Source organism: Nocardia sp. NPDC005998, assembly GCF_040614395.1.
In the GTDB taxonomy this organism is placed as follows: domain Bacteria; phylum Actinomycetota; class Actinomycetes; order Mycobacteriales; family Mycobacteriaceae; genus Nocardia.
In genome coordinates this window covers 54521-68416 of record NZ_JBEXUI010000009.1, presented here as the reverse complement: position 1 = coordinate 68416, position 13896 = coordinate 54521, and the positions used below count along the sequence as shown (strand labels likewise).

Genomic DNA, 13896 nt, shown 5'->3' with positions numbered 1-13896 from the left:
GTCACCGGATCTTTGCTGAAATGGGTTGGCTTGCAGGCCAACCCATCACCTGCCCGATGCCGGGAGCCTCGTCAACGATCCGCAGTGCCCGGCTGCGAGCGAACTCCCCCGGTAGCAAGGTCCCCAGCCGGATGGTCCCTAATTGTGCGGCAAGCCCCAGCAGGGGTAAGCGCGGCCGACATCAACAAGGCCGACGCTCTGCGGTGTTCGACAGATGACGTGCGGTTTGCGGCGATAATCCACAACCAAGTGCCGAGTCGCAGCCTTGTCACCAGTGAACGTCTGATGGCACTGGGAACAATGGCAGACACTGTGCGCGCTCAGTGGCCACCAGCACCGACATCCCCGGCATTTCACCGTCTCCGGCGATCTCGTCTTCATAATCACTCAACCACTCGCGCCGCCATCACCACCTCGGTCGTACCCGCACCGAGCGGCGTCACACCTTCATCCTCGATCGCCGAAAGCACTGATCCTGCCATGGCATCGCCGCACCGATGAGCTCCAGCTGAGCGATCCCAATAGGTAGGGTACGCGCCGAACGCAGGTTCATAGCCTCGTGGACGTAGTCCCGGTTGCACGGAACCACAAACGAGTTCACGTTGGATCAGATCGCGACCGATCGCGGTGACCATCCGGTCGCGTACCGAACTGGATGCGTCGAGCCGATGTCAGCGACAGTGTGGTGCCGGAACAAAGCAACGCCAGTCCTCAGAATGAGTCACTCCTCGGAGGCAAGACGGGCGATAACGGTCCCGGAGTTCGAGCACTCCGCAGGCGTTCGATCACAATGTCCCGGGCAGCTTCGCCGACCAGGATCTGATGCTCGCGTTGCCGTTGAAGGATGCGCCCAACGGTGTCGCCCACCTTTTCGACCTGTGCGGTTGTCTCCTCTCGACTGCGTTTGTCGAGTTCGCCGGCAACTTGGATCAGCCCGCCGCTATTGGCGACGAAGTCCGGTACCCAGAGAATTCCTCTCTGGTGGAGTGCCAGCTCGACGTCAGGATGTGCCAGTTGATTGTTGGCAGCCCCGCAGACCACGCTGGCGATGAGGCCGGCTGCGGAGACGTCCGTCAGCGTGGCACCCATGGCGCACGGTGCGTAGAGGTCGATGTCCGCGTCGATGACGCTGTCGACGATGCTCACTGAGGGGTGTGCTGCGGCAAGGCGTCCGAGTGCGGCGGTGTTGGTGTCGGTGGCCGAGACGATCGCGCCCGCGTCGACGAGTAGTCCAACAAGGTTGTATCCGACCTTGCCGACTCCCTCTACTCCGATCTTGCGGCCGGTGAGATCAGCTGTTCCCCAGTATGTTTCGGCGGCGGCGGCCATAGCGTGGAATACACCGAGAGCTGTGAGTGGTGCACTGTCGCCCGAACCGCCATTTCGTGGAGTGCGGGCGACGACGTGTGCTGTAGTGCGCCCGACGATGTCCATGTCTTCGGAGGTGGTGTTGACATCGCCTGCGGTGATGTATCGGCCGTTGAGGGTTTCGACGAATCGTCCGTAGGCTTCCAGCAGGGCTGGAGTCTTCAGCCTGGCGGGTTCGCCGATGATTACGGCTTTGCCGCCGCCGAGTTTCAGGCCCGCGATGGCCGCTTTGTAGGTCATCCCCCGGGACAGTCGCAGCACATCGGTCAGTGCCGCTCGCTCATCGACATAGGGATAGAACCTGGTTCCGCCGAGAGCCGGTCCGAGCGCGGTGGAGTGGATCGCAATGATCGCTTTGAGGCCGGTTCGCAGGTCCTGGCAGAAAACGACTTGTTCGTGAGGGGCGTCGTCGGCGAAGTCGAGTCGATCGAACACGCCTGTTGTGTCGGGGTGTACAGCGCACATGGTTCAGTTCACCGGAGCCGGAGCGTTGATCGTCGTGAAGTACTGCACGGCGGCCATGATGGCGAACGGCGCAGTGATCAGCAGTTGACCCGCGACAGTACCGAGGGCGCCGATCGCGATTATTCCGCCGATACAGCCGATTGCCGCGGCAGGGACGAAGGGACCGAATAGGCCGACGATTGATGCCGCAGCAACCGTCGCACCCACAATGCCTCCGAGCACGCAACCTACCGCGGCACCGCCGAGCCCGCCGACGAGGGTGCCGAGCGTCGCGCCCGTCGAGATGGTGGAGGTCATCCGATTCCACGCGGCTTGCTCCCGGTCGTAATTGTTCTTCCAGGGAGCTTTGTCTTCGAACGGCAATGCGACCGGCGCGTAGCGCGCGTGGGCGATATCGAACTGCGGTGTCAATGTCGCGGTGCGGCCGGAGATCTCTGCGGCAATGGGAAAGACGAAATCATCGACACGGAAAGCCAATTCGGCACCCGCCAGGACACTGGCATCCGCGGATTTGATCTCGAGCACCCCGTCTTCCACTGCCAGCGATCCCCCATCGGTGGAGATGATCGTGGAGTGTTCCGTGGTCCTCGCGGAATAATTCACCGATTGGTCCGCTGCTGATGGAGCCGCTGTCGCCATACCGGTGGTGAGACCGAGAGACAGGGTCGTCAAGGCGGTCGTGAGCGCTATCTTCCTCATCATTTTCCTTCTTCTTTCTTGTTTTCCGCGTGGGAGTTCACGCGGCGGCCGAACGCACGCGCCACCGAGCGCTCGTTTACCGATCGATGTGGTCAGTCCGTGCTGGGGTCTCGCTGCGACGCAGGGCAATTCGTGAAACCCGCTACCGAAGTGGTTATGGATTCGGGTCGATGCTTCGAGCTGACGTCGACGCAGTGGACCCGGACTCGGAACTCAGACGTTGCCGGCCAGGGCTGCGAGCCAGTCGTCTGTGGTCAGGACCTGCACGCCACGCCCGGGAAACACTCCACGCGTGAGGAATTCGTGCACGTCGGGGTCCTGATCGGCGCAAGCGTCCGACAGCACGCTGATCCGGTAGTCGAGATCGCTGGCGGCATAGACGGTGGCCGCGACCACGGCTGAGGTAGCGACCCCGCACAGCACCAGGTGGTCGATGTCGTTGCTGCGCAGGATCAGATCGAGATCGGTGGCGGCGAATCCGCTGGTGCGCCGTTTGAGCACGATGATGTCGGTGTCGTAGATCTCGAACTGCTCGTTGATGTGCGTTTCGTCGGAGTTTTCGTGGAAGACTGTTCCCATTTCGTGGAATTGTTGGAACAGAGTGTTGTTCGGGTGTACGTCGCTGCCATTGGCACGTAGCGCCGCGCGCAGGTAGATGATGCGAACACCGAGGCTGCGAGCCGCTGGGATCGCCGCCGCCAGTATGGGCACCACCGGGCGTGCGAAAGCAAAATTGTCAATGATGCCGGTCTGCACATCACACACGATCAGCGCGGTGGTGACATTGTCGGTGCTCATTGCGGATCCTGGACAAGCGCGGTGGCGGCCTCGGCGTGGGCGAGCGCTTCGACCCGGCGGCCCACGGTGAGCAGAATGCAGAATCCGGCGATCATCACCGCGACGATGGTGAACAGGGCGTACGTGTAGCTGCCGGTAGCTGTTTCGATAGCGCCGGTGACGTAGGGGCCTACGAACCCGCTGAGATTGCTGACGGAGTTGATCAACGCGATTCCCGCTGCCGCAGCAGCACCGGTCAGGCTGGTCGCGGGGATCCTCCAGAACTGCGGCATCGCGCAGTAGATGCCCGAAACGCTCACGCAGACTGCCAGGATGAACAGCGGCCCGTTGGTGGTGGCAGTCGCGGCCAGCAGACCGATCGCACCGATCACCATCGGCACAGCGGTGGAAAGTACCGCACTGTGCCGGCCGGCAATCCGCGCCCAGACAATCATCGCAACCATCGCCGTAGCCGACGGAATGGCAGCAAGCAGCACGCTGGAGACTCCGGATCCAACGGCACGGGAGAGGCCGGCGATCATGGTCGGCAGGAAGAACGCGAGCGGATAGAGCCCGAAGACAATAGCGAAGAACGATACGGCCAACGCCCACACCCGGGAATTGGTGAGTGCTTGACGCATGCCGGTCAACGCACCGTGTTGTTCATTCTCGGCAGCCTCGGCAACCAGCATCGTTTCGATATGAGCTTTTTCCTCGGAGGTCAACCATTTGGCATCGGCGGGCCGATTCGGCAACAACAGCAGGATAACTATCCCGATCAGGACGGTCAGCCCACCTTCGACGACGAATAACGAACGCCAGCCGGCGATCCCGAGCAAGCGGGTGCCATATTGCAGAAGGGCTGCCGCGATCGGTGCGCCGATGATTCCCGATAGTGGAATTGTCAAAAAGAACGCCGACATCGCCCAGGATCGCTGCTTCTTCGGAAACCACAGCGTCAGGTAGAGCAGGATCCCGGCAGCCAGCCCGGCCTCCGCGAAGCCAAGAGCGACGCGCGCCAGGTAAAGCTGCGCGGTCGAGTGCACTGTTCCGGTCAAGGCGGTCACGATCCCCCAGGTGACCACTATCCTGCTAATCCACAAGCGTGCGCCGACTTTCCGCAGCATCATGTTGCTGGGCACTTCTACGAGGATGTAGCCGAGGAAGAACAACCCGGCGGCGAGGCCGAGCTGCGCCGAGGTCATTCCGAGATCGGCTGACATCGGTTTGCCGATGTAGCCGAGGTTGGCACGATCGATATAGCTGATGATATAGGCGATGCCGACGAGGGGAATTATTCGAACGGCTACTTTGCGCCACAGCTGGGCCTGATCGAGTGAAGGTCCCCCGGGAGTGTGATCGGTCATGGTAATGCTTTCTTCGGCCGTTGTGCCCGGTTAGTGCCGGTCGGTGCGGGAGACGCGAGTCTCGGCTTCGAGAATTCGTGCGCCGGTCGAGTCGAGAACGACCCCGTAGTCGCGCAGCGCCGCTTCGACAGTCACCTTGCCGTCGAGAACGTCGTCGAGGACGAGCTGTGGGTCCCGTAGCAGCGGGTCACCGTAGCCACCGCCACCTGCGGTCACCTGCCGGTGCCGCCTGCCTGCGTGCAGGATCATGTGCGGTTTGGACGGCAGCAACTCTTCGGTGCTGGAGCCCGGGTCGAGCAGGTTCGCCGAGGCAGCGCCGGGGGCACCGCCCCGCAGGCCATAGGCACGTGAGGTTCGGCGATCCGAGCGGATCTGAACTGTGGTGTTGTCGTGCAGCACGGTCATGTCGCGGAAAGTGGACAGCCCTCCGCGATAGGTTCCGGGGCCGCCGGTATCGGGGAGATAGCCGTAGCCGTCGATGCGTAAGTGACCAGACTGTTCGAGCTCTTCGACCGGGGTGTTCGCGAGGTTCGCGCCGAGTGGGCTGATGCCGTCGTTGCCGTCGCCGGTCGGTGTCGCCCCCCAGGACCCGCACAGAATGTCCCACAGCACCGTCGACGTGCCATCCGCCTCGGTAACCCCCACCGCGACCGAGTTGGGTCCGCCGTCACCGGCAGCGGGCACGCGATCGGGAAACGCCGGCGCCAATGCACCCAAGACCGTATCGATGATCCGATAGGCCACCAAGCCCCGGGCACCGCGGGCGCACGGGCGTTGACCGTTGAGGACCGACCCCGCCGGGATGTCGAAACTGAACGGGCGGTAGAAGCCGCTGTTGGCAGGGATGTCCGTGCCGAGGACGCCTTGCACGGAGGCGTAACACGCCGAGCGGGTGAACGACGCGGTGGCGTTGAGCGCCGACGGCACTTGAGGCGAGGAGCCGGTGAAATCGAACCGGATGTCGCTGCCCGACACGGTGGCTGCCACCCGGAAAGGGATCGGTCCGGAGCCGAGGCCGTCGTCATCGATCTGGTCGACGAAGTTGTAGACGCCGTCCGGTGCGCGAGTCAGCGCGTCCCGCACGAGAGCCTCGGAGTAGTCCAGAAGCTCGTTGCACAGCCGGTCGAAGTCGCTCCTGTCGTGTTTGTGGGCCAGCGCCCGTAAACCGGTGTTTCCCGCGTAGCAGGCAGCCAGCTGCGATTCGAGGTCGCCGCGCAGCAGCTCGGGTTCGCGGACATTGCGCAGGATCAGATCCAAGAACGTCGTATTCGTGATCCCGGCGTCGATGAGCCGAGAGGGGGGAATCTGTATGCCTTCGGCGAAGATGGAGGTGGATTGCACTGCCATCGACCCAGCTGCCCATCCCCCGACATCGGTGTGGTTGACCACGGTCACCGAAAAACCCAGCAGGCGGCCCCCGGTGAAAGTTGGTGCGACCACGAAGATGTCCGGCAAGTGCATACCACCGAAGTCCGGGTCGTTGAGCATGTAGACATCGCCCTCGGCGATCGAGTCCCCGAATGCCTCCAACACTGCCCCCATCGCGTCGGGGATGGAGCCGAGGTGTACCGGGCAGGTGTTGGCTTGAGCGATGATGCGGCCGCTCGCGTCGCACAGTGCAGCAGAGAAGTCCATGCTCGAGGCGACGATCTGCGAGTGGGCGGTGCGCAGGATGGTGATGGCCATTTCGTCGGCGAGGCCGGAGACGGCGTTGCGGAACACCTCGAACGTGGCGGCGTCCTGAATGATGTTGGTGCTCATGCGAAGTCCTTGGAATTCCACTCGATGACGATGTTGTTGTGCGCATCCAGACGCGCGGTGGCGCCCGGCGGGACCAAGGTGGTGGAGTCCATGTCCTCGATGACCATCGGGCCGGGTTGCTCGGCCGCGGTCAGTTCGGCGCGTGAAAGTACGCGGGTTTGCATTGTCGAATCGAATCGGCACACCCTGCTGCGACTTTTCGCCATCGGCTGCTCGGGCAGTTTCAGGACCTGATCTATGCCGATCGGGTTCGGTACGAATCCGCGCACTCGTAGGTTCACGATCTCCACCAGATCGTCGGTGCCGGCACGTCCGTAGGTTTTGGTGTGCTCGATGTGGAAGTCGCTGTATGCCTGTGCGATCAACGTGTCGTCGACCCGTCCCGGCGCCAACGCGATCCGCAGGTCGAAGCGCTGACCGCGGTAGCGCATGTCGAAAAACCTCTCGACCTGTACCTGGTCGGAATGATGCAGATGATCCAGTACCGCGGCGGTTAGGCATTCGAATTCCGCTCCGATGCCTGCGGCGGTAGACAGTTCAGGCCGGTAGGGGGTCACAAGCTGGTATTCGCTATCGGCAACCAAGAGGCCAAGGCTGCTGAACAGGCCGGTGTGGACCGGCACGATCACCTTGGCGATGCCGAGTTCATGGGCGAGAGCCGCCCCGTAAAGCGGACCGGCACCGCCGAAGGCCACTAGTACCGCCTCCCGCGGATCGCGTCCCCGCTCACTCGTGACCGCCTTGACTGCTTTCGTCATGTTCGACACGGCTACCTGGTAAGCACCCAGAGCGGCGGTCGCGGGATCGGTGTCGATGGCTTCGGCGACAATCCGCAGGACCTTGTCCGCGAGTTCGGCGTGGATCTCGACCCGGCCGCCGGCAATCGCGTCCGGACTCAGGTAGCCGAGGACGACATTCGCGTCGGTCAACGTCGGACGATCTCCCCCCTGCCCGTAGCAGGCCGGCCCAGGGCGCGATCCCGCACTGGTCGGGCCGACATGCAGCGCCCCGGCGGCATCGACACCGATGACGCTGCCGCCTCCCGCTCCAACCTCGGCGATATCGATCGAGGGAACCCGCACGGTATAGCCGGCACCTTTGCTCATGCTGCGCGAAATATTCATGCCGCCACCGACCTCGTAGTCGCCGGCGACGAACGGACGGCCCTTCTCGATCAGCGATGCCTTGGCTGTCGTCCCGCCCATATCGAAGGCGACCACGTTGTCCAAACCCAGCAGCTGGGCGAGCTTCTGGACGGCGATCACGCCTGCGGCAGGCCCGGACTCGATGATGTTGACCGGCCGCTCCGTCACCGATTGCGCGTCCAGCAGGCCTCCGGAGGACTGCATGATCGCAAACGGAGCGTGGATTCCACGTTCGTCGAGACCGAGCCCGAGCGCGGTGACGTAGTCGCACACCACGGGACCGACGTAGGAGTTGACTACGGCTGTGCTGGTGCGCTCGAACTCTCCGGGCTCGGGCGAGATGTCCACCGAAGCGGTCACATACAGACCCGGAATCAGTGTCCGCAGTCTCTCCGCAACCGCCCTTTCCACGTCGGGACGCACATGGGAATTGATCAGGCACACCGCCACCGCCTCGATGCCCGCGCGCTCCAGACGTCCGGCCAGCGCCATGAGCTCATCGTCGTCTACGACGACGGCAACAGTGCCATCAGCGAGAATGCGCTGATCGAGTTCGAAGCGAAAACGTCGACGAGTCAGCGCAGTCGGCTTTTTCCACGACAGGTCGTACAGCAGCGGGCGCCGCAGCCGACCCAACTCGAGCACATCCCGGAACCCCTTGGTCGTGACCAGCGCCGTCCGCGCACCATCCATCTCTAGGATGGCGTTCGTCGCCACTGTCGTTGCATGCAGCAGCGTTGCTACATCACCAGCGGCGATCCCGGCATCGGTCATCGCTCCGGTCACCCCGCCGATGACACCGCTCTCGAAGTCCGGTGGTGTGGACAACACCTTCATCGGAACGACCTGCGCGTCGGGTCCGAGCGCGATGACATCGGTGAAAGTGCCTCCGATGTCAGCGCTGATACGCCACTGCGAACTACTGGGGCTGTCGGTTGTGCGACTGGCCGTCGTTGCGGAAGTCATCTATCTCCCTGGTTGCTGTTGCGGCTCCAAATGCAGGGCGCCCGGCTACGGAACCGCCGTCGGCTCTCAGCACTGGCGTGGCCTGCATCACCCGAACTGTAGCGGGCTATAGAGATATCAACAATGGATAGTTGAGATATTTTACGTCTGCATCCGGACTGTAACGTGTCGTTGCTAGTATCGGATGACTAAAAGGAATGGGGGCTGCGTGCGCCACAAGCCAGCGATCCTGCAGGACGCAGAGGGCGACGGGACGATGATGGAACGCGCCTACCGGGCGCTGAAGCGCGAAATCATCGAACTCACTCGGCCGCCGGGGCAGCACTTCACCGAACAAGACGTCGCACGAGTCCTCGGCTTGAGCAAAACTCCTGTTCGAGAGGCTCTCGCACGATTGCATCGCGACGGACTGGTCAAGCCGCTCCCGAGAGCGGGCTATGTCGTTTCACCGATCACGCTCGGAGACGCCGCGGACCTGTGCGACATGCGCACACTGCTGCAAGGTGAGGCCGCTGCCCTCACCGCACGCAGGGGTCTGCCCCAAGCGGACCTCGATCGACTTCACCAGCTCTGCGTCGACACCGAATACGGTCAACTAGCCGGACCGCATCTGAGCGAACGGTTACGCCTGAACTACGAGTTCGAGACCATCATCGCCAACGGAAGCGGCAATGATCGCCTCGCAGCCAGTGTCCTCGGCGTCTTCGACGAGATCGAGCGCATAGTTCGCCTCGCGGTGACGTTGTCACCATCGATGCCGCCCGGTCGAATCGAGCAGCGCAAAGCCATCCTCGATGCCATCGCCGCCCGGGACCCGGAAGGAGCCCGCGCAGCGATGCACGTTCGCACGGAGGCGGCCAGGCGCGAGATCATCGAAGCGCTCACACGCAGCCATTCGGTCACCTCGACGCCGATCTCGCTGCCCGACACCAGCACCAGTTCAGCGATGTGACGAAAGCCCAGCCAGCACCGAACCGATGCGCTCACCCAGAGCACGGACATCGTCCATGTCAGCACCGTAGAGCAATCGCGCATGAGTGCCTGGACCAGCGAACCCGTCACCGGCAAGCGCCGGAATACCCGCTTCGAGCAAGAATTCCTCGAGTCCGGCACCATGCCGTCCGGTCACCGTGAAGTCCGCGAAGACGAAGACACCGGCCGACGGCCGCACCGCAGGTACACCCGCGCGGGCGAGAGCCTCGAGCAGGATCTCTCGGCGCGCCCGCATCGTCGAAAACTCCTTCTCCAGCCATGCCTGCGGACCAGTGATAGCCGCAACCGCGGCCGCCTGCGGCACGTCACCGACGTTGATCGCCTCCCATTCGAACGCCGTGTGAATCTCATTGATGAGACCTGGTGTGGAGTGGATATAGCCGATACGCCAGCCGGTGAACGCATAGTTCTTGCTCAAACTCGTGACCGTGACAAACTTGTCGCCCCGCTCCGCCAGCGACATGAGTGGAATGTAGCCAGGTCCATCGTGCACATAGCGTTCATAAGACTCGTCCGCGAACACGTATAGACCGTGGCGGCGCGCCACAGCGGCGAGCCCGGCCAGGCACTCGGCGCTGGGCACATCGCCGGTCGGATTATTCGGATTGCAGACCAGGATCGCCCTCGTCCGATCGGTCACAGCCGACTCGACCTGCTCGACATCGATCCGCCAGCCAGCCTCAGCCGCAGTCATCACATAACGCGGCCGAGCACCGGCCAGCTGGATAATTCCATCGAAGAAATACGTCGGAGCAGGAACGATGACTTCGTCGCCCGGGCGAAGAAGCGCTCGAAGCGCAATGCTCATACCGTGCTGTGCCCCATGGCTGACCAACAGATCCGTCTCTGGCTCTACTGCCAAGCCGAACGTCGACATCAGCTTCTCCGCGATCGCAGCCCGGAGATCCAGTGCGCCCCGGCTGCGTCGCGGGAAAACCTTTCCCGCGGCCTGATAGGCAGCGGCTGCCACGTGAGGTGGCATCGGAACTGTCGGCACACCACGAACGGCCACCAGATCGGCACCTGCCCCTGATTGCTGCTCGACCCGTTCGGATAGGACCATCGCGGGTAGCCGCTTCAGCATCTCGCCTCCTTAAGATATCAACTTATCTAGTTAGGATACTAAGAGACGTACGGCCGTATCGCTACCTTCCTTCGCTGTTATCGACAGGAGTGGACACGGGGCGAGCCAGCTCCCGCAATTCGGCTCGAGACGGTGCGCCGATGACCCCACCGGCCGCCAGCGCGGAAACCGTCGCCCCGGCACGGCTGCTGCTGACCCAGATTGGTATCTCCCCCACCGATCTCGTCACCGGCATCTGCCGAGACCGGTCCAATCCGTCGCACACCGGCGTCGCTGAGCGCGCGGAGCAGATCCAACTGGCTATATGTATCGATGGCTCGCTGCGCATCGCCGGGGTCCGTCAGATAACAGGGACTTGTGACGGCTTGGACCCGCCGTGTACCGACGACGGCGGCATGACCACAGCCTCGCCAGCGGTGGGGAGGATGTGCGGATTGTGCCGGTACGGTTGTGTGGCATGTCCGTAGTGTCCTTTCGGCGACTGGTGCTGGTGGTAGCCGCGATCGTGTGCGCCTCGCTTACGCTCGCAAGTCCGCCCGCGATGGCGAAGCCTTCGGATACCGGAGAACTGAGCAGGATCGGGCCACTCGATCCCGCATGGTCGTTCGCCAAGGCCGCGGTGTCGTTCGAGGTCGTCTACTCGACGAAGGATCAGCATGACGCGCCCGCCGAGGGGTCGGGTGCGCTGTATCTGCCGTCCGGTGTGCCACCGCTGGGCGGGTGGCCGCTGGTCGTGTGGGCACACGGCACGGCGGGCATCGGAGATTCCTGCGCACCATCGCATCGGCCGCAGTCGGAGCGAAACAGCACCTATTTCAACCAGATCCTGGACAGTGGGTATGCCGTCCTGGCACCCGACTACCAGGGGCTGGGCACTCCGGGACAGTTCAGTTACTACAACAGCAATGTCGAAGGACTGTCGATACTGGACGCGGTCGCGGCGATTCGCACCACCCCCATTCCGTTGTCGAGCAAATGGGTTGTCATCGGCCAGTCGGAAGGGGCGCACGCCGCGATGAGCGCGGCCAGCCTGTACGCCGAGCGCAGCGGCGGTCCGGCGACGGGGTTGAGCGGGGTGATGGCCACCGGCCTGCGCACCAAACCGGGTGCGAGCCTGCGGAAGATGTTCGAGCGATCCTCGACCGGCTCCGAGAACCAAGTCGGGTACGCCGGATACTTCCTTGCCTCGTTGCAGGAGTTGAATCCCGGCAGTGTGACCCCATTCCTTTCCGACTTCGGAAAGGAATACGTGGAAAAGGCAACTTCGGAATGTCTTGCGGATCTGGTTGCGCGCGCGGGGGGCCGGCGGCCCGCAGCGCTTGTCGCCAACCCGGACGAACCGACGCCGACATTCGAAGCGGACATCACCGCGCTCGCCGGTTACCCGGAAGATCACTTCACCAGTGACGTCATGATCGGCTATGGCGAGGCCGACATCGATGTTCCTCCCACAAACACGGAGAGTTACGGGAAAAGTCTCCAAGAGCTCAATCCCGGCATACAGGTGACGGTCAACAATTACCCAGGTAAAGACCATAGCGGTGCATTCCTGGCATCACTGCCGGATGCGTTGGCTTTCTTGAATGCACACCTGCGCTGACTCAAATGGTGCTATCGAACGGTCATGCGAATGCCTCCCTGAATCTGGCTTCGAAGCGGTTCCTCGTCGACTGCATGGCGAGGCTCTCAGCTTCGACGAGATCACCGATCTCCTGGGCGACCGTGATCAGGGCTGCGCTGGTTTCGACGTCGACGTACACCCCGAGCAGGCCGACGAGAATCCCGGTCCGGTTCGGAAGCTCGGTGGGATTGTCCGCGGCAAAGTAGATGTTCTCTGCCGACCCCGGCGCCCAGTCCAGTCCGGTCCGACGTTGAGCTTGCGCAGCGTCTTGGAGGTCAAGCCCCGCGCCTCGGCGCGCTCGATCTCGAGCATTGTCGGCTCGGTGGGGCCACCGCGCATGTGCGCCGTCCTCACCCTTGCGGAGTCATGTGAACCGGTCGACAACAACCTTCGGTGCAGGTCGAGTGTCGAGCCGAGGCTGGGGCCGATTGCGCACCAGCGGTCGCCTACCCTCACACGTTGTGAGCACAGCCGCTGATACGACTGCCGTGACGAACTTGATCGCGAAGTACGCGGAACTGGTCGACGCCGGGGATTTCGGCGGTGTCGGCGCGCTGTTCGCCCACGCCGCGTTCATCGGCAGCGGCACAACGATCAGGGGCCGTGAAGGCGTCGAGGAAATGCTGCGCAGCACGGTGATCCGGTACGAGGACGGCACGCCGCGCACCCACCATGTCACGACGAACATCGCCATCGAATTCGACGACGAAGCGAATTCCGCTACGGCGCGTTCCTACTTCACCGTTTTCCAGGCCCTCCCGGACCTTCCGCTGCAACCCGTGGCGGCAGGCCGCTACCACGACCGCTTCGAACGCATCGAGGGGCAATGGCGATTCGTGGAGCGCCGAGTTCGCATCCACCTGGTAGGCGATCTGAGCCACCACTTACGCACCTAGCCACTCACGTATCCCCGAAGGATGCACCATCAATGATCCACCGGTCGTCGGTCGCCGGTCGCTGACCGGCCACGGCCGCAGAATTCTTGCGACCTTCGCGTCCAGCTCCCTCCACCACGGAGTACGCGGGCATCTTCGGATTGGGCAACGGTGGGGAATGTGGCGGGCATTGTAGATGGGTCAACGCGGCGACTTCTAGAGTTCGGCGAAGCCGCGTAGAATTCGAGCCGGTCGGGACAGTATTTGGAGCCCTATCATGACCGAAAGAAAGAATTCACACACGAAGTTCGCCCGGTTGGCGGCCGCCGCTGGTATAGCCGCAGTTGCCGCAATTCCGGTCGTCGCAGCCACGGCGGAAGCGCCTACCGCGCACGCAACGACGCCCACGTCTGCAACCCAACTCGTCGACAACCCCGGTGGGGGTCACGGCGGCGGTTGGGGCGGCGGCGGCTGGGGCGGCGGCGGCGGCGGTTGGGGCGGCGGCGGTTGGGGTCGCGGCGGCGGCTGGGGTGGCGGCTGGGGTGACGGTGGCGGCTGGGGTCACGGCGGCGGTTGGGGTGACGGTGGCGGCTGGGGTCGCGGCGGCGGCTGGGGCGGCTGGGGCGGCGGCGGCTGGGGTGGCGGCGGCTGGGGTGGCGGCTGGGGATGGTGGAATCCCGGCTGGTGGAACCTACCCGGCTGGGGTGGCTGGGGCAGCTTCTAGCGCCGGTGACCGAGCCCGGACACGCACAGCGTGCCGGGCTCGCTCGCATCG

The 13896-nt window shown here is 63.5% G+C and carries 11 protein-coding genes; 4 read left to right on the top strand and 7 right to left on the bottom strand.

The window, feature by feature from the left end; genetic code table 11:
* Positions 1 to 711 precede the first annotated feature (711 nt).
* The 6 genes from ABZ293_RS15205 to ABZ293_RS15180 form a co-directional block, all read right to left on the bottom strand.
* Entirely contained in the window at positions 712 to 1833 is a 1122-nt protein-coding gene (locus tag ABZ293_RS15205; RefSeq protein ID WP_355180900.1) for a Glu/Leu/Phe/Val dehydrogenase dimerization domain-containing protein, read from the bottom strand.
* Between the two features lie 3 nt (positions 1834 to 1836).
* Positions 1837 to 2532, bottom strand: a complete 696-nt coding sequence (locus ABZ293_RS15200; RefSeq protein WP_355180898.1) for a hypothetical protein — start codon at positions 2530 to 2532, stop codon at positions 1837 to 1839.
* Between the two features lie 213 nt (positions 2533 to 2745).
* Positions 2746 to 3330: an isochorismatase family cysteine hydrolase gene (locus ABZ293_RS15195; RefSeq protein ID WP_355180896.1), complete on the bottom strand. Its 585-nt coding sequence runs from the start codon at positions 3328 to 3330 to the stop codon at positions 2746 to 2748.
* On the bottom strand, positions 3327 to 4676 hold the full coding sequence (locus ABZ293_RS15190) for an MFS transporter (RefSeq protein WP_355180895.1): 1350 nt from the start codon (positions 4674 to 4676) through the stop codon (positions 3327 to 3329). The genes ABZ293_RS15195 and ABZ293_RS15190 overlap by 4 nt, the downstream gene beginning before the upstream one ends.
* A 30-nt stretch (positions 4677 to 4706) precedes the next feature.
* A complete protein-coding gene (locus ABZ293_RS15185; RefSeq protein WP_355180894.1) occupies positions 4707 to 6437 on the bottom strand; it encodes a hydantoinase B/oxoprolinase family protein in 1731 nt (576 codons plus the stop codon).
* Positions 6434 to 8548, bottom strand: coding sequence for a hydantoinase/oxoprolinase family protein (locus tag ABZ293_RS15180; protein ID WP_355180892.1), 2115 nt, complete (start codon positions 8546 to 8548; stop codon positions 6434 to 6436). Before ABZ293_RS15180 ends, ABZ293_RS15185 begins: the two co-directional genes overlap by 4 nt.
* A 208-nt stretch (positions 8549 to 8756) precedes the next feature.
* Between ABZ293_RS15180 and ABZ293_RS15175 the strand changes: the two genes are divergently transcribed.
* Complete coding sequence (locus tag ABZ293_RS15175) at positions 8757 to 9500, top strand: GntR family transcriptional regulator (RefSeq protein WP_355180890.1); 744 nt, start codon at positions 8757 to 8759, stop codon at positions 9498 to 9500.
* Here the strand turns inward: ABZ293_RS15175 and ABZ293_RS15170 are convergent.
* The gene (locus ABZ293_RS15170; protein ID WP_355180888.1) at positions 9489 to 10625 is read right to left on the bottom strand and encodes a pyridoxal phosphate-dependent aminotransferase; all 1137 of its coding nucleotides are present in this window, start codon (positions 10623 to 10625) and stop codon (positions 9489 to 9491) included. The two genes, ABZ293_RS15175 and ABZ293_RS15170, sit on opposite strands and share 12 nt — an antisense overlap.
* 457 nt (positions 10626 to 11082) lie before the next feature.
* Here ABZ293_RS15170 and ABZ293_RS15165 point away from each other — a divergent pair, with 457 nt between their 5' ends.
* From ABZ293_RS15165 to ABZ293_RS15155, 3 genes are all read left to right on the top strand, one after another.
* On the top strand, positions 11083 to 12225 hold the full coding sequence (locus ABZ293_RS15165; protein WP_355180886.1) for a lipase family protein: 1143 nt from the start codon (positions 11083 to 11085) through the stop codon (positions 12223 to 12225).
* A gap of 482 nt (positions 12226 to 12707) precedes the next feature.
* Positions 12708 to 13142 carry a nuclear transport factor 2 family protein gene (locus tag ABZ293_RS15160; RefSeq protein ID WP_355180884.1) on the top strand — a complete coding sequence of 145 codons (435 nt, stop codon included), beginning with the start codon at positions 12708 to 12710 and terminating at the stop codon, positions 13140 to 13142.
* Positions 13143 to 13398: 256 nt separating this feature from the next.
* A complete protein-coding gene (locus ABZ293_RS15155; protein WP_355180882.1) occupies positions 13399 to 13845 on the top strand; it encodes a hypothetical protein in 447 nt (148 codons plus the stop codon).
* Positions 13846 to 13896: the final 51 nt, after the last annotated feature.